Here is a 22494-nt window from a genome sequence, read left to right on the forward strand (position 1 = left end):
AGCCACCGGCCGGGCACCGGCGGCAGACCGTCCGCCAATTGTGGATAACCGAGGGGCCCGGCCGCGGCCGGGCCCCTCGCCCCGGCCTCGGGAACCGGGGTGGTCCGTCAGCCGACCGGCTCCAGGACCTTGGGCTCCGGGGCCGGTGCCTTGGCGAGGCGTCCCGGCGCCCAGATCCGCCGTCCGATGTCGTGCGACAGGGCCGGCAGCAGCAGGGACCGGACGATGAGCGTGTCGAGCAGGACGCCGAAGGCGACCACGAAGCCCAGCTCGACCATCCCCACCAGCGGCAGCGTGAGCATGGCCGCGAAGGTGGCGGCCAGCACCAGCCCGGCCGAGGTGATCACCCCGCCGGTGACGGTGAGGCCGCGCTGGATGCCGCGGCGGGTGCCGAGCGCCTGCGATTCCTCCCGGACGCGGTGCATCAGGAAGATGTTGTAGTCGACCCCCAGCGCGACCAGGAAGATGAAGGCCAGCAGCGGGAAGCCCGCGTCGGTGCCCTCGAACCCGAAGCCGTGCGTGAAGATCATCGCGCAGGCGCCGAGGGACGCCAGGAACGACAGCACGACGGTGCCGATCATCAGCAGCGGCGCGACGGCCGCGCGCAGCAGCGCCATGAGGATCAGGAAGACCACGCCCAGCACGATCGGGATGATCACCTTGTTGTCGCGGGTCGAGGCGCGCTTGATGTCCAGCGAGGTGGCGGTCGTCCCGCCGACCTTCGCGTCCGCGGACGGGACGGCGTGCACGGCGCTGCGCAGCCGGTCGATGGTCGTGCGGGCGGCCTCGCTGTCGGCCGGGTCCTTCAGGACCGCCTCGTACTTGACCAGGCCGTCCACGGTCGCGGGCTGGCCGACTTCGGCGACGCCGGGCGTCCCGCGCACGGTCTCGGCCAGCCGGCCGGACGCCGACGCCTGGCCGATGACGACGGCGGGCGCGCCGGATCCCGCGGGGAAGTGCCGGGCGACGACCTCCGAGCCCCTCACGGAGTCGGGGGTTCCGGTGAACTGCCCGGCGTCCGAGAGCCCGTCGGCCTTGAGCGATCCCAGCCCCAGACTGAGGACGATCAGGCCCAGCATGGTGACGGCCCAGATCGCGCGCGGGCGCCTGCCCACCAGACCGGCCACGCGGCTCCACACGCTGTGCTCGGCCTCGTACGCCTCCGGCTTGAGGTACTTCTCGTCGTACCGGGGGACGAGCGGCCAGAACAGCCAGCGGCCGAAGATGACGAGGAGGGCCGGCAGCAGGGTGGTCATGGCGGCGAGGGCGAGGAGGACGCCGACGGCGGCCACCGGCCCCAGTCCCGCGGTGGAGTTCATGTCCGCGAGCAGCAGGCACAGCAGGCCGACCGCGACGGTGGCGGCGGACGCGATGACGGCGGGCGCCGCGCGGCGCAGCGCGAAGGCCATGGCCTCGTGCCGGTCCTCGTGGCGGTGGAGTTCCTCCCGGTAGCGGGCGACGAGCAGCAGGGCGTAGTCGGTGGCGACCCCGAAGACGAGGACGGTCAGGATGCCCGCGCTCTGCCCGTTGACGGTGAGGTCCGCGTACTTGGCGAGCAGATAGATCGTCGACTGGGCCAGGCCCAGGGCGAAGACGGCGCTGAGCACCGGGACGAACCAGAGGACGGGGCTGCGGTAGATGAAGAGCAGCAGCACGATGACGACGAGGCCCGCGGCCATCAGCAGGAACCCGTCGAGGCTCTCGAAGACGGTGAACATGTCGGCGCCGCTGCCGGCGGGACCGGTGACGTGCGCGTTCAGTCCTGGGGGCCCGCGCTTGGCGATGTCGCGCGCGTCGTCGATGGCCTTGGTGATGTCCACGTCGGTGAGGGGGACGAGGGTCTGCAGGGCCTTGCCGTCCTTGGACGGGAACGGTCCCTGCACCTGCTGGGCTCCGGGGAGCTTCTGCAGCCCGGCCACGTCCGCCTGGGCCTTGGCGCGGTCGGCCGCGGTGATGCCGCCGGAGCGCTCGTAGACGATGACGGCGAGCATCGTCTCGTCCTTGCGGAACCGCTCCTCCAGCTGGACGACCTGGGTCGACTCCGCGCCGGCGGGCAGCCATGCCGCCGCGTCGTTCTCCTCGACGTCGCCGAGCTTCCCGGCGAGCGGGCCGAGGGCCGCCAGCAGCACGATCCACAGGGTCAGGACGGCCCATTTGGTGTGCCGTCCGGCGATCAGGCCGGCCACGCGGTGGGCCGGCGATCTGGGCGGTGCCGGGCTTGGTGCGGTCATGTCCCTCTCCCGAAGACGGTGTCGATCGGCGCAATCAAGATATGTCGCGTTGGCTCAGGATCTCTCGCTGGCCGAGACATGTCAAGTAATATCGCGAATCTGGTGGACGGGAGGCGGAGCCCCCGGCTCCCATCCCCTCAATCGTCGCCGGGATGCGCGCGCCGCGCGTCGGGCGCGAGAAGGGAACGCCGCTACGTCGTTCGAGGCAGGTACGGGCCGCCGGCTACCTCTTGAGATGTAGTCGGCACCCCGGACACGCCGAAAGCCCGGCGGACCGCTGCGGGTCCGCCGGGTGAGGCGTGCGGAGTCCTAGGAGGTCAGGCGACCTTTTCCGATGAGGACGACGTGCCGGACGTCGAGGTCGACCCGGCCGACGAGGACGAGGACGACGTGCCGGAGTCACCGCCCGAGGAGCCGCTGGACGAGGCCGAGCCCTCGGACGAGGACGAACCCTCGGACGAGGACGAGCCGTTGGACGACGAGCCCACGGTCGAGGACGACTTGCCGGAGCCGCGGCTGTCGGTGCGGTAGAAGCCCGACCCCTTGAAGATGATTCCCGCCGCGGAGAAGACCTTGCGGAGCCTGCCGCTGCACGCCGGGCAATCGGTCAGCGCGTCGTCGCTGAACTTCTGCACGACCTCCAGAGGCTCGCCGCACTCGGTGCAAACGTACTGATACGTCGGCACGGTTCCTCCTAGCTGACTCAGCCCGGCGGAGTCCGGACTGGCACTCACTTTGAACGACTGCTAATGGTACCCAGGTGTGGAACACGATTCGCCCCCGGCCTGTTCCCTGACCGGTCAGGAAAGCACCCGGCCGGGCCGGGAGGCCGGGCGCGGGACGTCAGGCGCCGGTCTCGCCGAACCAGCCCGCCAGCCGTCCCTTGCGGCTGACCGCGCGCAGCCGCCGCTCGGCGGCCTCGCGCACGGAGTCGGTGGTCACGACCAGGAGCGTGTCGCCCGCCTGCAAGGGCGTGGTGGGCTCGGGGACGAAGCTCGCCCCGTCCCGCACGATCAGGGTCACCGACGCGCCGGGCGGCAGCCGCAGCTCGAAGATCTCCACGCCGCTCATCATCGAGTCGGCCGGGATCCGGACCTCCAGCAGGTCGGCGTGCAGTTCCTCCAGGGGCGCCGCCTCCACGTCCACCTCGCGCGCCTGCTCGTCGCTCCGCAGCCGGCACCAGCGCGACACGAGCGGCAGCATGGGGCCCTGCACCAGGGTGAACACGACGACGATGTTGAACACGATCGCGAACAGCCGGTCGGCGCTCGGGACCTCCGCGACCATCGGGATCGTGGCGAGGACGATCGGCACCGCGCCCCGCAGCCCCGCCCAGGACGTGAAGATCTTCTCGCCCCACGTCAGCTTGAACCCGATCGTGGACAGCGCGACCGACACCGGGCGGGCGACGAGCAGCAGCACGGACCCGATGATGAGCGCGGGCACGATCTGGCCGGGGAGATCGCCGGGGTCGGCGAGCAGCCCGAGCATCACGAAGAGCCCGATCTGGGCGAGCCAGCCGATGCCTTCCGCGAAGCCCCGGGTCGCGGGACGGTGCGGGAGCCGGGCGTTCCCGAGGACGACCGCGCCTACGTAGACGGCCAGGAACCCGCTCGCGTGCAGCAGGGAGGCGGCGCCGTAGGAGGCGACGGCCAGCGACAGCACCGCGATGGGGTAGAGGCCGGAGGCGGGCAGCGCGATGCGTCGCAGCCCCTGCGCGCCGAGCCAGCCGATCGCGATCCCGATGACGGCGCCGGCGGCGAGTTCGTAGACCATCACGCCGAGCAGCTCGGCCAGGTTGGGCGCGGTGCTGTGGGCGCTGAGCGTGACCACGATGATGACGACGGGGGCGTCGTTGAAGCCGGATTCGCCCTCCAGCAGGCCCATCAGCCGTGAGGGCAGCGGCAGTCGCCGCAGCACGGAGAACACGGCGGCCGCGTCGGTCGGCGCGAGCACGGCGCCGAGCAGGAACGCGGGACGCCAGTCCATCCCGACGAGCCACATGGCGGCGACCGCCACGATGCCGATGCTGATCAGGGTGCCGATGGTGGACACGCTGATCGCGACGGGCACCGACGGCCGCATCCGCCGCCAGCTGGTGGTGATGCCGCCCTCGGCGAGGATCAGGACGAGTGCGGCGAGGCCGAGCGTCTCGGCCAGTTCGGCGTCGTCGAAGCGGATGTGGAGGGGACCGGACTCGCCGATGAACAGGCCGAGGGCCATGTACGCCAGCAGGGTCGGGAGCCCCGCCTTGTGGGACAGCCGGACGGCGACGATGGCGCAGAGTACGAGCGTGGCCCCGAGGAGTAGCCAGATGTCGAGGTGCACATCCCACCCTTCGAGGTCGTCAAAGTTGATCGTTTAGAGATCCTACAGATTCAGGACCCGATCGCGCATTTCCGGTTGAGTGACGGCATGTCGGGAACGCAGGCTACCGCCGTGTGACCTGCACATTTACCTCGTTGATGATGTTCTGCACGTCCTGTCCCAGAACCGCCGCGGTGGCGTCGTGGCCCGCCGCCGTGATCAGGTTCGGCCGCGACCGGACCGCCGGACCCGCCGCGTGCGGCGACGGCAGGGCGTCCTCACGCGAGCGGCGGATGGTCCGGCGGCCGGGGTCCCGGCGCCCCGTCGACCCGAACCTCCTGACGCGCCCTCGTCCGCCCGCGTCCCCCCGGCCACGCGGTCTCATCCTCACCTTACGAGCCCGCCCACCGTCCGGACGCCGCAGGTCAGCCGAGCCGGACCAGGCCCTTGGACGGCGTCACGACGGCGCGGACGCGCCGGTCGTGCGGCTCGGTCGGCAGGGTCTGCACCAGCTCGCCGTCGTACAGCAGCGCGACCGTCAGGATCGCCGGGCCGACCCGCGCCAGCGCCCGGTCGTAGGAGCCGCCGCCGCGACCGAGGCGCACGCCCGTCCGGTCGACGGCGACCGCCGGGGTGAGGACGACGTCCGCACCGGCGATGGCGCCCGGCCCGCGCGGCGGCTCGGACGGCTCCAGGCAGCCGCGCGCCCCCGGCACGAGCGAGTCGGGGCCCTCGTAGGACGCCCAGTCCAGATCGCCGTCCGGGAGCAGGCGGGGGACCAGCACGTACGTCCCGCGCTTCCAGAGGGCGAACAGCAGGCTGCGCGTGTCCGGCTCGTCGCCGATCGACACGTACGCCGCGATCGTCCCGGCCATCTCCACCTCCGGGACGGTCAGGAGCGCGTCCCGGATCGGGCGTGCCGCCGCGGAACGGGCCTCCGGCGGCATCGCCGCACGTCGTCCGAGCAATTCCGCACGAAGATCGGTCTTCGAAACGATGTCCTGCACGCTGTCGTCCTCACGGATGGCTAGGGTCGGTACATGGCCGACATTGCACCTGTGCTCAAGGCGGTCGTCCCGGCGGCCGGCCTCGGTACCCGATTCTTGCCCGCCACCAAGGCGACTCCCAAGGAAATGCTGCCCATCGTCGACAAACCGGCGATCCAGTACGTCGTCGAGGAGGCGGTCGACGCCGGCCTCAGCGACGTCCTGATGATCACCGGCCGCAGCAAGCGGTCCATCGAGGACCACTTCGACCGAGCCTACGAGCTCGAGGAGGCACTGCGCGCCAAGGGTGACGACGGGCGGCTGGAGGCGGTGCGCGAGTCCAGCGACCTCGCGATCATGCACTACGTCCGGCAGGGCGAGCCGCGCGGGCTCGGGCACGCCGTGCACTGCGCCCGCCAGCACGTCGGCCGGGAGCCGTTCGCGGTCCTGCTCGGCGACGACATGATCGACGCCCGCGACAAGCTGCTGCGCCGCATGATCGAGGTGCGGAACCAGTACGGCGGCAGCGTCGTCGCGCTGATGGAGGTCGAGCCCGACCAGGTCTCGGCGTACGGGTGCGCGGCCATCGAGGCGACGGACGAGGACGACGTCGTCCGCATCTCCGACCTCGTCGAGAAGCCCGCCGCCGAGGAGGCGCCGAGCAACTGGATCATCATCGGCCGGTACGTCTGCGACCCCGCCGTGTTCGACGTCCTGGAGAAGACACCGCCCGGCCGCGGCGGCGAGATCCAGCTGACCGACGCGCTGCGCACCCTCGCCGACACGCCCGCGGACCAGGGCGGGGGCGTCTTCGGCGTGAAGTTCCGCGGTCGCCGCTACGACACCGGCAACAAGCTGGAGTACCTGCGGACGGTCGTCCAGTTCGCAGCGGAACGTCCTGACCTGGCGCCGGAGTTCATCCCGTGGCTGCGCGAGTTCGTCCGGCAGCACGACGGCGTGGGGGACGCGGGCGGCGCGTGACGACCCGCCAGACTGGGAACGTGGTCATGAGAACGGTCGATGAGCATCTGACGGAGATCCTCGGCAGGGTGACGGTGCTGCCGCCGCTCGACCTGGCGCTGCTGGAGGCGCACGGAACGGTGCTCGCCGAGCCCGTCTCCGCGCCGGTGCCGCTGCCGCCGTTCGACAACTCCGCGATGGACGGCTACGCCGTCGTCGCGGCCGACATCGCGGCGGCCACCGACGCCGCCCCGGTCGCGCTGCCCGTCGTCGGCGACATCGTCGCGGGCGACACCGGCGTGTCGGCGATCCGGCCCGGCCTGACCGCGCGGATCATGACGGGCGCGCCGCTGCCCGCCGGTGCCGACGCGGTCATCCCCGTCGAGTGGACGGACGGCGGGAACGCCAACGTCCAGATCTTCCGCGCCGCCCCGCCGGGCAACTACATCCGCCGCGCCGGTGAGGACGTCCTGGCCGGCCAGGTCGTCGCGGACGCGGGGACGCGCCTGAACGCGCCCCAGCTCGGCATGATCGCCGCGGTGGGACGGCCCCGGGTGACGGTACGTCCGAAGCCCCGCGTCGTGGTGGTCGCCACAGGCGACGAGCTGCGCGAGCCCGGTTCCACTCTGGCGCCGGGCCAGATCTGGGAGTCCAACAGCTTCATGCTCACCGCGGCCGTGGCCGAGGCCGGGGGAGTGGGTTTCCGGCAGGCCACGGTCGTGGACGAGCCCGCCAAGGTCCTGGAGATGCTCCACGACCAGCTCGTCCGGGCCGATGCCATCGTCACCACCGGCGGCGTCTCCATGGGCACCAGGGACGTGGTCAAGGAAGTCCTCACGGGAACCGGGACGGTCGACTTCCACAAGGTGCGCATGCGTCCGGGCAAGCCCCAAGGGTTCGGGCTCCTCGAAGGCACGCCCGTGTTCACCCTCCCTGGGAACCCCGTAAGCGCATACGTCTCGTTCCAGGTTTTCGTGCGTCCCGCACTGCTCGCCATGCAGGGCCTGGCTCCGGAACCACTGCCCACCGTGAGCGCCGTCCTGGCGGAGGACATCAAGTCCCCTGCCGGTCTGCGCCATTACCTGCGCGGCAGACTGTCATTCGACCGCGGCTACAGCGTCACCGCCGCCGACGTCCAGGGCTCGCACCAGCTCGGCTCCCTCTCGTCCGCGAACGCGCTCATCGAGCTCCCGGAGGACGTCGAGGCCATGCCCGCCGGTTCCCACGTCAACGTTCTGAGGTTGCCGTCGTGACGGAGTTCACCCACCTGGACGACACGGGCTCCGCCCGCATGGTCGACGTGTCGGCGAAGGACGTCTCCGCCCGCACCGCAACCGCGACCGGTTTCGTCCGCCTCTCGCCCGACTGCGTCGCCCTCCTGCGCGCCGGCGACATCCCCAAGGGTGACGCCCTCTCCGTGGCCCGCATCGCCGGGATCATGGGGGCCAAGCGCGTCCCGGACCTCGTCCCCCTCTGCCACCCCATCGCCCTGCACGGCGTCACGGTCGACCTGGAGATCCGGGACGACGGTGTCGCGATCACGGCCGTCACCCGCACCGCCGACCGCACCGGCGTCGAGATGGAGGCGCTCACCTCCGTCAGCGTCGCCGCGCTGGCCCTGATCGACATGGTGAAGGCCGTCGACCCCGCCGCCGTGATCAACGATGTCCGGGTCGAGGAGAAGACCGGCGGCAAGACCGGGGTGTGGCGCCGGTGATCAGGGCGATGGCGGTCACCGTCTCCAACCGCGCCGCGGCGGGCGTCTACGCGGACAAGTCCGGGCCCGTCCTGGTCGAGATGCTGGAGGACCTGGGCTGCCAGGTGGACGGCCCGGTGGTGATCCCCGACGGCGCCCCGGTCGCCGAGGTCCTCCGCGACGCGGTCGCCCAGGGCTACGACGTTGTTGTCACGTCCGGCGGCACGGGCCTCACTCCGACCGACGAGACCCCCGAAATGACCCGCCAGGTCCTCGAATGGGAGATCCCGGGCATCGCCGAGGCCATCCGCCTGGAGGGCCGCGACAAGGTGCCCGCCGCGATCCTGTCCCGGGGCCTCGCCGGTGTCGCGGGCCGCACCCTGATCGTCAACCTGCCCGGCTCGACCGGCGGCGTCCGCGACGGCATGACCGTCCTGGCCCGCGTCCTGGCCCACGCCGTCGACCAGATCGGAGGCGGCGACCACCCCCGCCCCTGACCTGCGCGAACCTGCGGCGCGCGAGGCCGCCGAGCTGCTCGATTCACCGGCGCGTATCCCCGCCCCTGCCGTACGCGGCGCGCTGTCCCGGATGCCGGCGGGACATGATCATGAGTCGGCGCCGCCAATGCGGGCGTTCTTTGACGGCCGGCGGCCTGGCGGGCGGTGTAGCGGTGGTCTTGGCCGATCTCAAGGCCGGGCGGTCCAGCCCAGGAGCGAGAAGTCAGACGTTGCGGAGGCGGGTGAGCAAATGCGCCCACTCGGTGCGGCTGAGTTCAAGGACGATGTCAGGCGTCCCAGCCTTGGAGTCGCGAACACCGATAGTTCCGCCGGAACCCTTGGCCACCTCTACACAGTCGCCATTTGGATCGCTGTGTCGTGATTTGTGCCAGTGGTTGTACTTCGCGCTCATGCGGTCATTCCGTCCCGTCGTCCAGTCGCTCGGCCGCTTGGGCCAGGAAGGCCAGGCTGTCCGTCGGGGGCAGCGCGACCTTCCTCAAGAGATCGTAGTGTCCGGTATACCCTGCCACCTCGTGTCTGTCGGTGAGTATGAGGTCGGTGGTGACTGTGTCAACCACGGCCATCGGCGGGTCGCCCTTCTCAGGGAAGGCGTAAAGCGAAAAGGAGGACTTGGGCATGAGGACGCCCGATAGGTAGGCGTTGTAGCGCAGGACGCGCAGGGAAATGCGCGGCTCTGCTGAGATGGCCTCGGCCATGTGCCTGAGCTGGGCACTCATGACCTCTCGCGGGACTCCGAGCCGGTAGATCACGCATTCGTCGAGGACGGTGTCGTAGGTAGGGCCGTCCGGGCTGAGGAGATGTTGCTGTCGGCGCATGCGGGCGTCGGTCATGCGGTCGGGGCGGTAGGTGATGGGGCCTGCCGCCTGGTCGCGTTCGATCAGGGCCGCGATGAGTTCAGGCGTCTGCAGGACGGCGGGGATGCCCGTCTGGTTGTAGCTGCGGATGGCGTCGGCGCCTGACTCCAGGTCGGCATAGAGACGCTGACGGTCCCCCATCGCGTTGCCGTACTTGTCCCACCAGCCCTTGCTCGCCGCCGTACGCGCGATCTTGAAGATTCTCTCGTACTGCTTTTCGGTGACGTCGAGTGCTTCGAGAAGCGTGACGACCTCGGCGAGGTCCGGGCGGATCTGGGCGTTCTCCAGCTTGGAGATCTTGGTGCGGGACTGGTAGACGAGCCGGGCCAGCTCGTCGGTGGTGAGGCCGCGTGCCTCGCGGAGCCTGCGCAGCTCGTCGGCGAGGCGGCGGCGTCGAATATAGGGGCTGGCCATCAGCGACCTCCCGGAAACCTCGCGATACGTCGGCGCACGCGACGACCACGAGGAATTACTTTGCGTTGACATTGATAACGCTATGCGTTCGCCATTCATGGTGTGCGGCTCATGACCTGATCCGGACACGAGCCGGTGAAAAGGAACGTCCCGGCCGCCGAACGTCCGGCTCGCGAACGTTCGGCGGCCGGGAAGCATGAATCACGTCCCGGATCGCTCTGACCAGCGCACTTCGCCCCTCCGCGGCGTCGCTGCGTGTGAGCATGTGGCCACCGCGCAGGTGTCCATCCGCATCCCGACGACTTCAGCTCATGGAGTGCCCATGCTCTCGACGCTTCCCGCCCACACCGCGCCCGCGGCGCTGTGCTGGCGACGGACGTTCTCCGGCAACGCCACACAGGCCCGCACGGCCCGCCGGTTCGTCTCCGGCCTGCTGGCCGATCGCCCCTGCCTGGACGACGTCGTCCTCACCGTGGACGAGCTCGTGGTGAACGCGCTCAGGCACACGAGCTCGGGGCAGGAGGGCGGGTCGTTCACCGTCGAGGTCCGGTTCGTGGGGGACATGGTGGCCGTCTCCGTCGCCGACCAGGGCGGGCCGGGGGAACCCGTGGCGCGCGACGCCGCCGTGACCGACGAATCGGGCCGGGGCCTGCGGACCATTTCCCTCACCGCCGAGTCGTGGGGCTGGCACGGCAACGACCGGGGCCGCACGGTCACCGCGGTGTTCCACGCCGGGGACGTGGCGTGAAGCAGGGGGCCATGCCGCCCTTCACGAACGGGTCGGCCGGCAGGTCCACTCGACCGTCATCGCCGCCTTTCGCGACGCTCTTGATGGCGGTGTCACGGTAGTGCCGGGCCTGATCGACGGGATCGGTGCGGTCCGGTCGATTGCCTGTATCCGGCTCTTCTCGTCCACCGCCATTCGGGCATGACGCAGATATCGTGATCCACAAGTGATCACCGTCCGACATGATTCCCTGCACGAATCGGTGCTTCTCCGGTCTGCGGGGTGAATGGGTGCAGGCGTTGCGAGCCGGTGATCCAGCTGAGCTGGGCGGCTACCAGTTGCTGGCCCGGCTCGGCGCGGGCGGAATGGGACAGGTCTACCTGGCATTGACCAGGGGCGGCCGGCACATCGCCATCAAGGTCGTCCGGGACGACTTCGAGGGTCCGCAGGCGCTGGCGCGGTTCCGGCGCGAGGTCGCCACCGTGCAGGCGATCCGGAGTCCGCACACCGCGGCGCTGGTAGGGGCGGAGCTAGACGAGCTGCCCTACTGGCTGGCGACCGAGTACATACCCGGGCCGACGCTCGCGCAGGCGGTCGCCGCCCATGGAGCGTTCTCGCCGCGGGCCGGGCTCCGGCTCCTGGCGACGCTGGCCGAGGCGGTCGCCGACGTGCACGCTCGCGGGATCGAGCACCGTGACCTGAAACCGCAGAACGTGATCCTGGCGAAGGACGGCCCCAAGCTCATCGACTTCGGCATCGCGCGCGGTGACGACCAGACGGCGATCACGCGTACCGGGGCGATGGCGGGAACGCCGGGCTATCTGGCGCCCGAGGTGGTGCTGCGGGGCGAGACCGGGCGGGCGATGGACGTGTTCGCGCTGGCGGCCACGGTCGCGTTCGCGTGCACGGGGAGGCCCCCGTTCGGCGGAGGTGACGCACAGGCCGTCGTCTACCGCAGCATCCACCAGGAGATGGAGCTGGACGGCCTCGACCCGCAGCTGGCGGCGCTGCTGCGGAGCGCCGGCCACAAGGACCCGCAGCAGCGTCCGACGGCCGCCGAACTCCTCGAACGTTGCCGCGTCACCGGGGCGCTCACCGACGAGGAGGACTACCGGCGCCTGCACTCGATCGCCCCGGCGCCGCCGGCGAGCGCCGAGGAGGCGGTCGCCACCGGCCTGCTGCCACGCGGCCACCATGGTGCGACCCGCCCGCGCGCCGCCGTCCTGCTCACCATCGCGGGAGTCGTCGCCGTGGTGCTCGCGATGTCGTTCGGTGCGCGGTCGCTGTTGCAGGGCGATGGGGGCACCGGCGCGGCCAGTGGGCCGTCCACCGGTGTGTCAGCGACCGGGGCGGGCCGGTCCGGTGGCCGTCCGACCGGGTCGGTCGGATCGGCGGGAGGGCAGAAGACGGACCCCAATCCCGGGGTCTCGCCGTCGGTCGTGAACAACAAGATCGCTGGAGCCCCGGACGACCTCTACTGGTCGCCCAAGACCAAGACCTGCGATCCGGCCGTGCCGGTCGTCGAACAGATCCCCATGCGGCTGGTGGTGGACCCGCCCACGGGCAAGGTGAGCGGATCCAGCGCCACGATCAGGTTCGGGGTGGAGGGCGGCGGCGTGCCCGACCCGCCGTACTACCTGGCCGCGGCCGTCTACCCCGCCCTGCCCGCCACCGGCTGGGACGAGTCGCAGCTCTCCAAGCCGTTCGCGCTGCCGCAGCGGGGCTGGGAGAGGACGCTCGAGTATCCCAGGGACTTCAAGAGCAAGCACCACGCGACGTGGCCGCTCTCGTCGGGGGAGTGGGTCGTCCTCGCCTACCACGTCCACTCCAACGGCACCGCCGTCCTGATCGACTGCACCGGCTTCGAGGTCGCCTGACGTCCCGCGGGCGTGGGGGTGGCCGGATCGGGTCAGGTGTCAACGTTCTCCGTGGTCTCGCGCGTCCCACAGACGCCGTCCTCCGCCAAGGCACCGCCGGACGGACAGGACGCTCATGTACCCACCACCACCCCCGCCGCAGCCCTACCGGCCGCCCGCGCGGCAGCGACACGGCATGCCCGCGTTCGGCGTCGTCCTGGTCGGCCTCGGCTGCCTGCTCGCCGGTTGCATCGGGGGCGCCGCCATCGCGTCCAGTCCCGATCCCGGCACCCCTGCGGCGGCGAGCAGCTCGACGACCGCGACTCCGGCGGCCGAGACGACCGGCCCGGCCGCGCCGAAGATCAGCGGCACCGAGAGCCCCCGCAGGCGGACGGTGCAGCCGACCCCGAAGCGCACCACCGCCGAACCCCGTCCGAAGCGCACCACGGCGAAGCCCCGTCCGAAGCCGAGAAAGACGACGAGGGCCCCGTCGACCGATCCCCGGTATCCGACGTGCACGGCCGCCAAACGGCACGGCCTCGGCCCGTACGTGCGCGGCACCGACCCCGAATACGCCTGGTACGAGGACCGCGACCATGACGGAGTGGTCTGCGAGTAGACGCCTCTCGCGGCCACCCGGGGTGCCTGGGACACAATCCGCAACTGCTCGAAACGCGACTCGATTCGCGCTGTCCAGGCCGTCGCAAATGCGGGTCAAGCATCTCCTGGGACTTGACACATTGCGCAGACGCCTGACAGCGGCATCTGGACAAAACAATGCGGGCAGGTCTCGCCGGTCCTGTTGACCCGGCCCGCCCGGCGATCGTCGCTCTCCCAGTCGCCACCGGGAGGATGCTTGGAGCAGTGCACGGTGAGATGCCCCAGCGGCTGGCCTTCGTGGCGGTGCTTGACAATGACCACCTCGTGCGCCGGATAGAAAATCTCATTCCCGGCGCGACGGCATTCGGTGCACCTTCGTGGTTCCGCTTGCGGGTGCAGATCTGAGAGCCGGGTCGGAGTCTCCCACGCAAGATACGGGCGCTCGTCCTCCACGTGATGTTCTCCTTTCGCGCCGCAGGATCGTCACCCACCCGCCCCCGTCCCCCGAGAGGAAGCCGACGACCACACCCCGACTTCATAGCCTCGCGGACCGCCCGCACCCATCATGGACCGCCGCCAGACGTCCAGCGAGTGCCTTAGCGCTTCTGACGCTCACCGACCGCAAGCCCGGCACCCGAAGCGGGGTAGCCAACTCGTCCCTCCAGGGAGACCCGGCTGACCGGCGCCTTCACCAGGGTCGCCCCCAGGTCATCCCTGGTGGGCGAGCGAGGTGAAACCTCCGACTATGGCTCCGAAGCCCGTGTGGGCGAGGACGGTCACCAGTGGCGTGCTGGGCCCGTAGTTGAGCATCAGGAAGCCCGGGGGTTCCAGGAGGGCCACCCTGGGGGCACTGGTCAGCGGGCTGCCCATCCGCGGGTGGACCAACGGCAGCAGGATGTTCACCAGCGCGGTGCCCGCGAACACGCCGTGCAGCAGACCGAACAGAGCCCCGAGCCACCAGCCCGCGTGGCCGATGGCGAGAAAGACGCCGTAGTAGACGAACGCGAACACCTCCCCGTTGGCGAAATGCATGAGGTAGCCGATCGCCTTCGCGCGGGCCCGGTTCGCGGTCACGGCGGTACCGAGCAGGAACGGCAGGTCCATGCGGGTGAGCCTGAACTCGCTGGCGGCCCGCAGAACGGTCGTCAGCACCAGGGTGCCGACGAAGGCGCCCGCGGCGGTCCCCCAGGGGCTCACCCGGCCGCCTCCTCGGCGGCCGACCCGATCGCGCACGCGGCATTGATCAACGCCAGGTGGCTCAGCCCCTGGGGCAGGTTCCCCAGGAAGGCGCCGGTGTCCGCATCGATCTCCTCGCCGTACAGGCCGACATCGTTGGCCAGCCCGATCAGGTCGTCCATCAACGCGACGGCCTGGTCCAGGCGCCCGGTGCGGGCGAGGCACTCGGCCAGCCAGAAGGAACACGCCAGGAAGGCGCCTTCCGTGCCGCCCAGCCCGTCCTCGCCCGAATACCTGTCGACGAACGGGCCGTGGCGCAACTCCCGCCCCACGGCGTCGACCGTGGCGCGCATGCGGGGATCGCCCGGACGCGCATAGCCGTGCAGGAGACCGAGCAGCACGGCGGCGTCCAGATCCGAGCTGCCGGCGGAACGGGTGTAGCAGCGGAGACGGGAGGAGAAGCAGCGCGTCTCGACGAAGTCGCGCACCTGGTCGCGGACGAGCCGCCAGCGGGCCGAACCACGGCCTCGGATCAGCCCGCGCTCGCACAGGTCGATGGCCCGGTCGAGCGCGACCCAGCACATCATCTTCGAGTGCGTGAAGTGCAGGGGCGCGCTGCGCACCTCCCAGATCCCCGAGTCCGGTCGCTGCCAGGCGGCGCAGACGAAGTCGGCCAGCTCGGCCAGGCGCCGGGCGAGGTCCGCGTCCAGCCGTCCGGCGGCGCCGGCGTACAGCCAGCCGGTCTGAAGCAGCTCACCGTAGGTGTCCAGCTGGACCTGCGCGCCCGCCGCGTTGCCGGTCCGCACCGGCCTGGAACCGCGATAACCCTCCAGGGGGAGCGTCCGCTCGGGGGCGTCGCCGCCGCCGTCCAGCCGGTAGAGCACCCGCAGCCGCGGGTGCGTGAGCTGCGTGGCGTGCATGAGCCACCAGAAGTAGGCGTGGGCCTCGGCGGAGCATCCCAGCCGCAGGAGCGCGTCGAGGGTGAACACCGAGTCGCGGACCCAGGAGAAGCGGTAATCCCAGTTGCGCTCGCCTCCGAGGTCCTCCGGCAGCGAGGACGTCACCGCGGCCGCGATCGCCCCCGAAGGCGCGAAGATCAAGAGCTTGAGCACCAGCGCGCTGCGCAGCACGGCGTCCCGCCACATGCCCTCGTACGAGCGCTCCCGCGACCAGCCGATCCAGGCCGCGACGGTGTGCTCCATGCGGGCATCGCATTCGGACCGGGTCGGCAGGACGAGCGGTTCCTGATGCGCGAACGGCACCGTCAGCAGGGCCTGCCGCCCCTGGCTCAGTTCGAGACGGCCGCTGATCGCGCCGTCGGCGCACTCCGGCTCACCCGCGTCCCAGGCGCAGACCGCGAGCGCGTCCCCGCCGGCGACCACCACCGGCACGCCGGCACGCCTCGTGATCCGTGGACGGCGGGCGCCGTAACCGAACCTCGGCTGGACGCTCCAGCGCAACGGAACGGTCCCGGCCACGCCGTCGAGACGCCGTTGCAGCTCCCGCATCGGCCCCAGCGTCCCGCGGCTCTCCAGGGTCAGCGAGTCGGTGACCCGCACACTGCCGCGGCCCGTGATGAACGTCGTCTCCAGCACGTTCGTGCCCGGCAGGTACCGGCGCGCGACGGTGAAGGGTTCCTCCGGCTCCAGCAGGAAGCGGCCGCCCCGGACGGGGTCCAGGACGGCGGCGAACACCGAGGGGGAGTCGAGGTCCGGCATGCCCAGCCAGTCCACCGACCCGTCGGCCGCGATCAGCGCGGCGCTCCGCCCGTCCCCGATCACCGCGTAGTCGCGCAGGCGGACGTAGCCGTCGCTCCGGAAGGCCGTCATGCGCCCGGACCGTACGAGCCGTCACCGCGAGGGCCGCCGACGTCCATGAGGCCATCGTCTCACCTGGTCACGGCACGTTGCCTCCGTCCACTCTCCAAGGGACCCCCAGGGATTTCCGCAACGGCGACCCCACCCAGATCGTCCGCTGACAGGCTCCTAGTGGTGGTGGTCGGAGTCTCGGGAGTGGCGGTCGTCGGGGTGGTCGCCGGTGTGGTCCGTGCGGGTCCGGTCGACGATGGCGTTGGGGCGGGTGCCGTAGCAGGTGACGGTCATGGTGATCTGGCGGGCGTAGGAGCGGAACTCGACGAAGACCTCGCCGGGTGGGGCGCGGTGGCTGTCGCCGACGCTGTAGCCCTGGCGGGGCGTCCAGGAGACGAGGTAGGCCGAGCCGTGGTCGCAGCGGGCGACGATGTCCCCGGCCTCGGAGGCGAGGTTGGTGACGGCGGTGGTGATCTTCTCGGTGACGGTGACCGTCGGCGCCGGGCGGGGTGCGGGGGGCGACGGACGCGGGGGCGAGGGCGACGGGTCCGGTGCGGCGGCCGGGGCGGCCAGGGCGACGGCGACCTCGTGCGGGGTCATGGGCTTGGTGTCGCGGTCGGTGATGCCGGTGCCCACGGCGGAGATCGCCGCCATGCCCGAGGTGATCGCGGTGACAGCGGCCGCCGCCCACGCCACGGCGGCAAGCGCACTGTGCTTGGACATGGGCCGACTTTTGCACGTTGGGCGCTAAGGGCCGGTTAAGTCCCCCTTAAGGCGCCAGTAAGAGGGTGATCCGCCCGCACGTGGGGGTGCGGGCGGTCTAGCGTTGCCGCGTGGCCCAACTGTTGCTCGTGGAAGACGACCTCGAGGTGCGCAGCAGGCTCGTCCGGGCGCTCGGCGAGCGCGGGCACGCGGTGGCGTCGGCGCCGAGCGGCATGGAGGGGATCCGGTGGGCCGTCACGGCGCGGCCCGATCTGGTGATCCTGGATCTGAGCCTGCCGGATCTGGACGGTTCCGAGGTGCTGCGGATGCTCCGCGCGGTCTCTGCCGTCCCGGTGATCGTGGCGACGGCCCGCGACGACGAGCGGGAGATCGAGCGGATCCTCGACGCGGGTGCGGACGACTATCTGGTCAAACCGTTCGGCGCGGGGCAGCTCGATGCCCGGGTCAGGGCGGTGCTGCGCCGTTCCGAGGGGGCGGGCGCCGAGGCGCGGACGGTCCGGGTCGGCGGGCTGCGGATGAACGCGGCGGCGCGCGAGGCGGTGCTGGACGGGCGGACGCTGGAGCTGTCCCCCCGGGAGTTCGACCTGCTGTACTACCTGGCCTCGCGCCCCGGACAGGTGGTCTCGAAACGTGAGCTGCTGACCGAGGTGTGGCAGGTGCCGCTCGGCGGTGCGAACAAGACGATCGACGTGCATGTGGCCTGGTTGCGCCGGAAACTGGGCGAGTCGGCGTCGGCGCCCCGGTATCTGAGGTCGGTGCGCGGTTCCGGGATCAAGATCGTCGATCCGACGTGAGGCGGCACATCACGCTGCTGGTGGCGGCGACGGTGGTGCTCGTGCTGGTGGCGTTCCTCGTCCCGCTGGCGCTGCTGGTGCAGGACGTCGCGCGGACGCGGACGCTGGCGGCGGCGAGTGTGCGGGCGCAGTCGCTGGCGCCGGTCGTGGCGGCGGGCGACCGGGGGACGGTCGAGGTGGCGCTGCAGCGGACCGCGTCCAGCGGCTATGCGATGACGGTGCTGTGGCCGGACGGGCGGGTCAGCGGGGCGGCGGCGGCCCGCGACCCCGGGGTGCGGCTCGCCGAGCGCGGGCAGAGCCTGACGGTGGAGACGCCCGGTGGCCGGGAGATCCTGGTGGCGGTGCTGGGCGTGCCGGGCGGGACGGCGGTGATCCGCGCGTTCGTGTCCGACCACCAGATGCGGGCGGGTGTAACGCGGGCGTGGGGGATCCTCGCGGCGCTGAGCAGCGGGCTGCTGGCGGTGAGCCTGCTGCTCGCCGACCGGCTGGCGCGCTCGCTGGTGCGGCGGATCACGCTGCTGGCCGACCTGGCGAGGCGGGTCTCGCACGGCGACCTGGACGTCCGGATCGAACCGGGCGGGCCCCCCGAGATCCGCGACGTGACGATCGGGCTGAACGATCTGGCGGGCCAGATCGACGAGCTGCTGGCCCGGGAGCGGGAGTCGGCGGCGGACCTGTCGCACCGGCTGCGGACGCCGCTGACGGTACTGCGGCTGGAAGCGGAGACGCTCCGCGACCCCGCGGAGGCGGAGCGGATCGGCGACCAGGTGGACGTGCTCGAACGCACCGTCACCGACCTCATCAACGCCACCCGCAGGCCGGTCCGTGCGGACGCGCCGTGCGCGGACGCCACCGCGGTCGTGACGGAGCGGGTGGAGTTCTGGTCGGCGCTGGCGGACGAGCAGCACCGCCGCGTGGACCTCGACGTCCCGCCGGGCCCGCTGCAGGTCAGGGTGCGCGCCGAGGACCTGTCGGCCTGCCTGGACGCGTTGCTCGGCAACGTCTTCTCGCACACACCGGAGGGCGGTGCGCTGGGTGTGGCGCTGCAGGCGCGCAGCGGCGCCGTCTATCTGACGGTGGACGACGCGGGGCCGGGTTTCGGCGGCCGCCATCTGCTGCGCCGCGGCGTCAGCACCGCCTCGTCCACCGGGCTGGGGCTGGACATCGTGCGCCGCACCGCCGAAGCTAGTGGCGGCAGCCTCCAACTCGGCGTGTCCCCGGCGGACGGCGCCCGGGTGATGGTCCGTTTCGGTGTTCCGCACGGCCGCGCCTCTTAGCCCAGCCTTAACCTGGCGGCAGCGCCGCCTTATCGGCCGGGGCGCGACTCTGGTCCGATGATGTCCAGCCACCATTCGGGCGGCCGGTCGTTACTGCCGCTCGCCAACCGCATCGTGTGGCTCGGCGGTGCCGGGGCGGTCGCCGTCCTGCTGACGCTGTCCGCCGTCGTGGCGCAGGCGGTGGCACCCGCCCGGGACGGGCAGGCACGGGCATCCGCACCCGCCTCCGGCCGGACGCGGCCGGCGGGCGGCTCGCACGATCCGGGACCCGTCCGGACGGCGGCGAAGGTCACACCGCTCGTGCGCAGGGTGCGCGCCGTGGTCCTGCGACAGCGTGCGCCGATCGCGCGCCGCGACTTCGGTGGCCGCGCCCCCGCGGCGCCCACGGTCCTGCTGTCCCGGTCGGATCCGGCGCGCGGCTGGGCCTTCGGCTCCTCCGTCCTCACGCCGCCCCAGGGTGTGAAGGCACCGCCCGACGCCTCGCTGTTCATCGCCCACCACGCCAAGACGGGCTGGGACGTCGCCGTGACCGGTTCCAGAAGCTTCACCGAGTACGCGCGGCGGGCGCCGGACAGCGTCGTCCCGAAGGCGGAGCGCTCGTTACTCGCCGCGTACGGGAAGGCGGCGGCGTCGAAGGACACCGGCCTCTCCCTGCCGTGGAAGGCGGGCGAGTCGTGGACGATGCGCGCCACGGGCAGCGCGGAGGAGATCGCGTTCACCGGCGGGGACGGCCGGGTGCTGGCGGCCGGACCGGGCCGCCTGTACCGGCTGTGCAGCCGCGAGGCGGGCCGGGGCATGCTGCTGCTGATCCACCCGAACGGGCTCGCGTCGACCTACTCCCAGATGTCCGCGCTGACGAAGGCCGAGGATGGGGCAGCCGTCCAGCGGGGCGCATTCCTCGGGACGGCCGGGAACACGGACTCCTGCACGGGCGCGCACGCGAGCGGACCCCCGGCGGTGGTGTTCGGGCTGCTGTCCGGCGGCCGCCCGGTGTCGCTGAACGCCCTGCTCATCGGCGGCTGGACCCTGCGCCTGCCCGCCTCCGGACCGATCCAGGCCGAGGGCCAAGGGGCGCGGATCCAGGCGGGGGACCCGATGCGGAACCTCGGCCCGGCCCCCGCCGCCTCCTCATCGCCGAAGCAGAGCCCCACGGCTCGGACGCCGTCCGCCGCGGCGGCGTCCTGACGCGGAAGGGATCATGAACGTGGCCTCCTCGTCCGACACCCCGCCCGGCAGCGCCCGGCGGGTGCGCACGGTGCTGCTGCTCGCCGTCGGCCTGGCCGCCGCGGCCGCCATCGGCTGGACGGCTCCCGCCGCGAGCGCGCTGACCGCCGTGCACGGCTTCCTGGAGTTCTTCTCCGGCGTGTTCACCCTGGTCGGGCTGACCGGCGCCGTCGTGTTCGGGCTGCTGGCGAGCGGCCGGTTCACTCCCGTCCGGCTGCGGATCGTCGCCCAGTCCGGCCACCGGGCCACCGCGACCCTGTCGATGAGCTTCCTGGCCGTCCACATCACCCTCAAGATCCTGGAGCGGCACGCGACCGCGCTGGACGCCGTCCTGCCCGCCGCCGGGACGCGCGGGCACGGCCTGATGGTCTCGCTCGGCTCCGTCGCCGGCGACCTGATGATCCTGGCGTTCGCGATCGGCGTCGCACGCGGCCGGTTCATCCGCGCCGGCCGCGCCTGGACGTGGCGGCTGCTGCACCTGAGCGTCTACCTGTGCTGGCCCGTCGCCCTCGTCCACGGCCTCGGCGCCGGCCGCGCCGCCAAGAACTGGGTGACGTTCAGCTACCTCGCCTGCGCGGCGGGGGTCGCCGTCCTGGTCCTGCTGCGCCTCGCCATCGCCTCGCGGCACCGCCGCGGGACCCGCACGGCCCGGCCGCGTCCCGTGCAGCCGGCCTCGACCAGGCCGCCGGACCGCCCGGCGGCCAAGCCGCCGCCGGACGAGCCGGCCCGGGTCCCCGACGAGCAGTTCTGGGCGGACCTGAAGGACGAGGCCCGCCGCTGGTCGAGGAGCCGCGCGTGAGCCCCGTCCCGAGCGTGACGACGATCGGCCCGCCCCGGCTGCTGGCCGGGCTGGACCGCGTCCCGCGGCTGGACGCCGCCGCGCACCGGCGCACGCACCGCGTCCCGCCCCGGTACTCCGTCCGCGACCTGGTGGCCCTCGCCGAGCGGGTCGACCTGCGCGGCCGCGGCGGAGCCGCGTTCCCCTTCGCCCGCAAGCTCACCGCCGTGCGGAAGTCGGCGGACCGGTCGGGCCAGCGCTGCGTGGTCCTGGTCAACGCCACCGAGGGCGAGCCGGCGAGCTCCAAGGACAAGGCGCTGCTCGCCTTCGTCCCGCACCTGGTCCTGAACGGCGCGATGCTCGCGGCGCGGGCGCTGCGCGCCCGGGAACTCGTCATCGGCATCACCGACGAGGGAGTGGCCGCCCGGTCGCTGCGGCTGGCCGTCGCCGAGGCCGGGCTGGACGACCGGGCCCGCGTCGTCCAGCTGCCGGAGCGGTTCATCACGGGAGAGGGCGGCGCGCTCGTGCGCGGCGTGAACGGCGAGACGCCCATCCCGCCCGGACGCAAGGTCAGGGCCGCGCAGAGCGGCGTCGACCGGCTGCCGACGCTGCTGTCCAACGCCGAGACGTTCGCGCAGCTGGCTCTCCTCGCCGGGCTGGGCGCCGAAGGCTACGGGTCGGTGGGCACGGCCGCCGAGCCCGGCACCGTCCTGCTGACGGTCACCGCCCCCGACGGCGGCCACGTCGTCGTGGAGACCCCGACCGGCGTCCCCCTCACCGACGTCCTGCGCCGATGCGGCACCGACGCCGGGCAGGGCCTCATGGTCGGCGGGTACCACGGCGCCTGGCTGACCCCCGCGCAGGCCGCCGCCACGAACGTGTCCCGCGAGTCGATGACGGCGGCGGGCGCGGCCCTCGGCGCCGGGATCATCGTCCCGCTGCCCGGCGACACGTGCCCGGTCGGCGAGGTCGCCCGCGTCGCCACCTACATGGGCGCCGAGTCCGCCGGGCAGTGCGGGCCCTGCCGGATGGGCCTGCCCGCCATCGCCCAGTCCTTCGCCGCCCTCGCCGCCGGCAAGACCGGCGACGAGGCCCTCGCCGGGATCCGCGGCGGCAGCGCGACCGTCCGGGGGCGGGGCGCCTGCAGCCACCCCGACGGGACGACGCGCTTCCTGCTCTCCGCGCTCAAGGCCTTCGAGGACGACGTCGAGGCGCACCTGACCAGGGGCGGATGCGGCCGCCCGACCCGCCGGGTCCTGCCGGTTCCGGGGGAGGAGACCGAAGAGGAGTCCGGGTTCCAGCTGGCCATCGACTGGTCGCGCTGCGCCGGCCACAAACTGTGCCGGCATCTGCTCCCCGATCTCATCGAGCTGGACCGGTTCGGCTACCCCGTCATCACCGGCGCCGCCGTCCCGTCCCGTCTCCTGCGCGGCGCCGCCCAGGCCGCCGAAATGTGCCCGGCCCTGGCCCTGTCGATCCGCCCCCGCCCCTGACCCCGTCCCGCCACCTTGGCCCCCAAGAGCAGGCCCCCAAGAGCAGGCCCGCAAGAGCAGGCCCGCAACCCA

The 22494-nt window shown here is 72.2% G+C and carries 22 protein-coding genes and 1 pseudogene; 14 read left to right on the plus strand and 9 right to left on the minus strand.

The window, feature by feature from the left end; all coding sequences use genetic code 11:
* Positions 1-107: 107 nt before the first annotated feature.
* On the minus strand, positions 108-2231 hold the full coding sequence (locus SM611_RS19175; RefSeq protein WP_371951106.1) for an MMPL family transporter: 2124 nt from the start codon (positions 2229-2231) through the stop codon (positions 108-110).
* A 345-nt stretch (positions 2232-2576) separates the two neighbouring features.
* Between SM611_RS19175 and SM611_RS19180 the strand changes: the two genes are divergently transcribed.
* The gene (locus SM611_RS19180; RefSeq protein ID WP_371951521.1) at positions 2577-2762 is read left to right on the plus strand and encodes a hypothetical protein; all 186 of its coding nucleotides are present in this window, start codon (positions 2577-2579) and stop codon (positions 2760-2762) included.
* Between the two features lie 14 nt (positions 2763-2776).
* Here the strand turns inward: SM611_RS19180 and SM611_RS19185 are convergent.
* The 3 genes and pseudogenes from SM611_RS19185 to SM611_RS19195 all read right to left on the minus strand — a co-directional run.
* A pseudogene (locus SM611_RS19185) lies at positions 2777-2965 on the minus strand (FmdB family zinc ribbon protein); the annotation flags it as partial.
* Positions 2966-3074: 109 nt separating this feature from the next.
* Entirely contained in the window at positions 3075-4559 is a 1485-nt protein-coding gene (locus SM611_RS19190; RefSeq protein WP_371951107.1) for a potassium/proton antiporter, read from the minus strand.
* Between the two features lie 404 nt (positions 4560-4963).
* Positions 4964-5545, minus strand: a complete 582-nt coding sequence (locus SM611_RS19195; protein ID WP_371951108.1) for a 5-formyltetrahydrofolate cyclo-ligase — start codon at positions 5543-5545, stop codon at positions 4964-4966.
* 33 nt (positions 5546-5578) lie between these two features.
* Here SM611_RS19195 and galU point away from each other — a divergent pair, with 33 nt between their 5' ends.
* Genes galU through SM611_RS19215 form a run of 4 tightly spaced genes read left to right on the plus strand, consistent with a single transcriptional unit; the run spans position 5579 to position 8677 of the window.
* Positions 5579-6505, plus strand: a complete 927-nt coding sequence (gene galU / locus SM611_RS19200; RefSeq protein ID WP_371951110.1) for a UTP--glucose-1-phosphate uridylyltransferase GalU — start codon at positions 5579-5581, stop codon at positions 6503-6505.
* A 26-nt stretch (positions 6506-6531) separates the two neighbouring features.
* A complete protein-coding gene (gene glp, locus SM611_RS19205) occupies positions 6532-7737 on the plus strand; it encodes a molybdotransferase-like divisome protein Glp (protein WP_371951112.1) in 1206 nt (401 codons plus the stop codon).
* Positions 7734-8201, plus strand: coding sequence for a cyclic pyranopterin monophosphate synthase MoaC (gene moaC / locus SM611_RS19210; RefSeq protein WP_371951113.1), 468 nt, complete (start codon positions 7734-7736; stop codon positions 8199-8201). Before glp ends, moaC begins: the two co-directional genes overlap by 4 nt.
* A gap of 8 nt (positions 8202-8209) precedes the next feature.
* Positions 8210-8677, plus strand: a complete 468-nt coding sequence (locus SM611_RS19215; RefSeq protein WP_371951507.1) for a MogA/MoaB family molybdenum cofactor biosynthesis protein — start codon at positions 8210-8212, stop codon at positions 8675-8677.
* A gap of 223 nt (positions 8678-8900) precedes the next feature.
* Here SM611_RS19215 and SM611_RS19220 read toward each other — a convergent pair whose 3' ends face one another.
* Together SM611_RS19220 and SM611_RS19225 are read right to left on the minus strand one after the other, a co-directional pair.
* Positions 8901-9089, minus strand: coding sequence for a DUF397 domain-containing protein (locus tag SM611_RS19220; protein ID WP_371951115.1), 189 nt, complete (start codon positions 9087-9089; stop codon positions 8901-8903).
* A gap of 4 nt (positions 9090-9093) precedes the next feature.
* Positions 9094-9966 (minus strand): helix-turn-helix domain-containing protein, encoded by an 873-nt coding sequence (locus SM611_RS19225; protein WP_371951117.1) that lies wholly within the window; start codon positions 9964-9966, stop codon positions 9094-9096.
* A 322-nt stretch (positions 9967-10288) separates the two neighbouring features.
* On the opposite strand from SM611_RS19225, the gene SM611_RS19230 reads away from it, so the two are divergent.
* The 4 genes from SM611_RS19230 (at position 10289) to SM611_RS19245 (ending at position 13554) form a co-directional block, all read left to right on the plus strand.
* A complete protein-coding gene (locus SM611_RS19230; protein WP_371951119.1) occupies positions 10289-10714 on the plus strand; it encodes an ATP-binding protein in 426 nt (141 codons plus the stop codon).
* A 269-nt stretch (positions 10715-10983) separates the two neighbouring features.
* The gene (locus SM611_RS19235) at positions 10984-12570 is read left to right on the plus strand and encodes a serine/threonine-protein kinase (RefSeq protein ID WP_371951120.1); all 1587 of its coding nucleotides are present in this window, start codon (positions 10984-10986) and stop codon (positions 12568-12570) included.
* Positions 12571-12685: 115 nt separating this feature from the next.
* Positions 12686-13168 carry an excalibur calcium-binding domain-containing protein gene (locus SM611_RS19240; RefSeq protein ID WP_371951122.1) on the plus strand — a complete coding sequence of 161 codons (483 nt, stop codon included), beginning with the start codon at positions 12686-12688 and terminating at the stop codon, positions 13166-13168.
* Positions 13169-13413: 245 nt separating this feature from the next.
* Positions 13414-13554: a hypothetical protein gene (locus SM611_RS19245; RefSeq protein WP_371942669.1), complete on the plus strand. Its 141-nt coding sequence runs from the start codon at positions 13414-13416 to the stop codon at positions 13552-13554.
* Positions 13555-13857: 303 nt separating this feature from the next.
* Here the strand turns inward: SM611_RS19245 and SM611_RS19250 are convergent, their stop codons facing one another.
* The 3 genes from SM611_RS19250 to SM611_RS19260 form a co-directional block, all read right to left on the minus strand.
* A complete protein-coding gene (locus SM611_RS19250) occupies positions 13858-14346 on the minus strand; it encodes a hypothetical protein (RefSeq protein ID WP_371951123.1) in 489 nt (162 codons plus the stop codon).
* Positions 14343-16154: a glycoside hydrolase family 15 protein gene (locus tag SM611_RS19255; protein ID WP_371951125.1), complete on the minus strand. Its 1812-nt coding sequence runs from the start codon at positions 16152-16154 to the stop codon at positions 14343-14345. Before SM611_RS19255 ends, SM611_RS19250 begins: the two co-directional genes overlap by 4 nt.
* Positions 16155-16310: 156 nt before the next feature.
* Positions 16311-16856: a hypothetical protein gene (locus SM611_RS19260; RefSeq protein WP_371951126.1), complete on the minus strand. Its 546-nt coding sequence runs from the start codon at positions 16854-16856 to the stop codon at positions 16311-16313.
* 110 nt (positions 16857-16966) lie between these two features.
* Here SM611_RS19260 and SM611_RS19265 point away from each other — a divergent pair, with 110 nt between their 5' ends.
* From SM611_RS19265 to SM611_RS19285, 5 genes are read left to right on the plus strand one after another with little or no spacing between them, the layout of a single operon-like run.
* Entirely contained in the window at positions 16967-17650 is a 684-nt protein-coding gene (locus SM611_RS19265) for a response regulator transcription factor (protein WP_371951127.1), read from the plus strand.
* Positions 17647-18927, plus strand: a complete 1281-nt coding sequence (locus tag SM611_RS19270; protein WP_371951129.1) for a sensor histidine kinase — start codon at positions 17647-17649, stop codon at positions 18925-18927. Before SM611_RS19265 ends, SM611_RS19270 begins: the two co-directional genes overlap by 4 nt.
* Positions 18928-18984: 57 nt before the next feature.
* The gene (locus SM611_RS19275; RefSeq protein WP_371951130.1) at positions 18985-20112 is read left to right on the plus strand and encodes a M23 family metallopeptidase; all 1128 of its coding nucleotides are present in this window, start codon (positions 18985-18987) and stop codon (positions 20110-20112) included.
* A 13-nt stretch (positions 20113-20125) separates the two neighbouring features.
* Entirely contained in the window at positions 20126-20950 is an 825-nt protein-coding gene (locus SM611_RS19280; protein WP_371951131.1) for a hypothetical protein, read from the plus strand.
* Positions 20947-22422: an NADH-quinone oxidoreductase subunit NuoF family protein gene (locus tag SM611_RS19285; protein ID WP_371951133.1), complete on the plus strand. Its 1476-nt coding sequence runs from the start codon at positions 20947-20949 to the stop codon at positions 22420-22422. Before SM611_RS19280 ends, SM611_RS19285 begins: the two co-directional genes overlap by 4 nt.
* Positions 22423-22494: the final 72 nt, after the last annotated feature.

Origin of the sequence: Actinomadura monticuli (assembly GCF_041463655.1) — a bacterium.
GTDB classification, from domain to species: Bacteria; Actinomycetota; Actinomycetes; order Streptosporangiales; family Streptosporangiaceae; genus Spirillospora; species Spirillospora monticuli.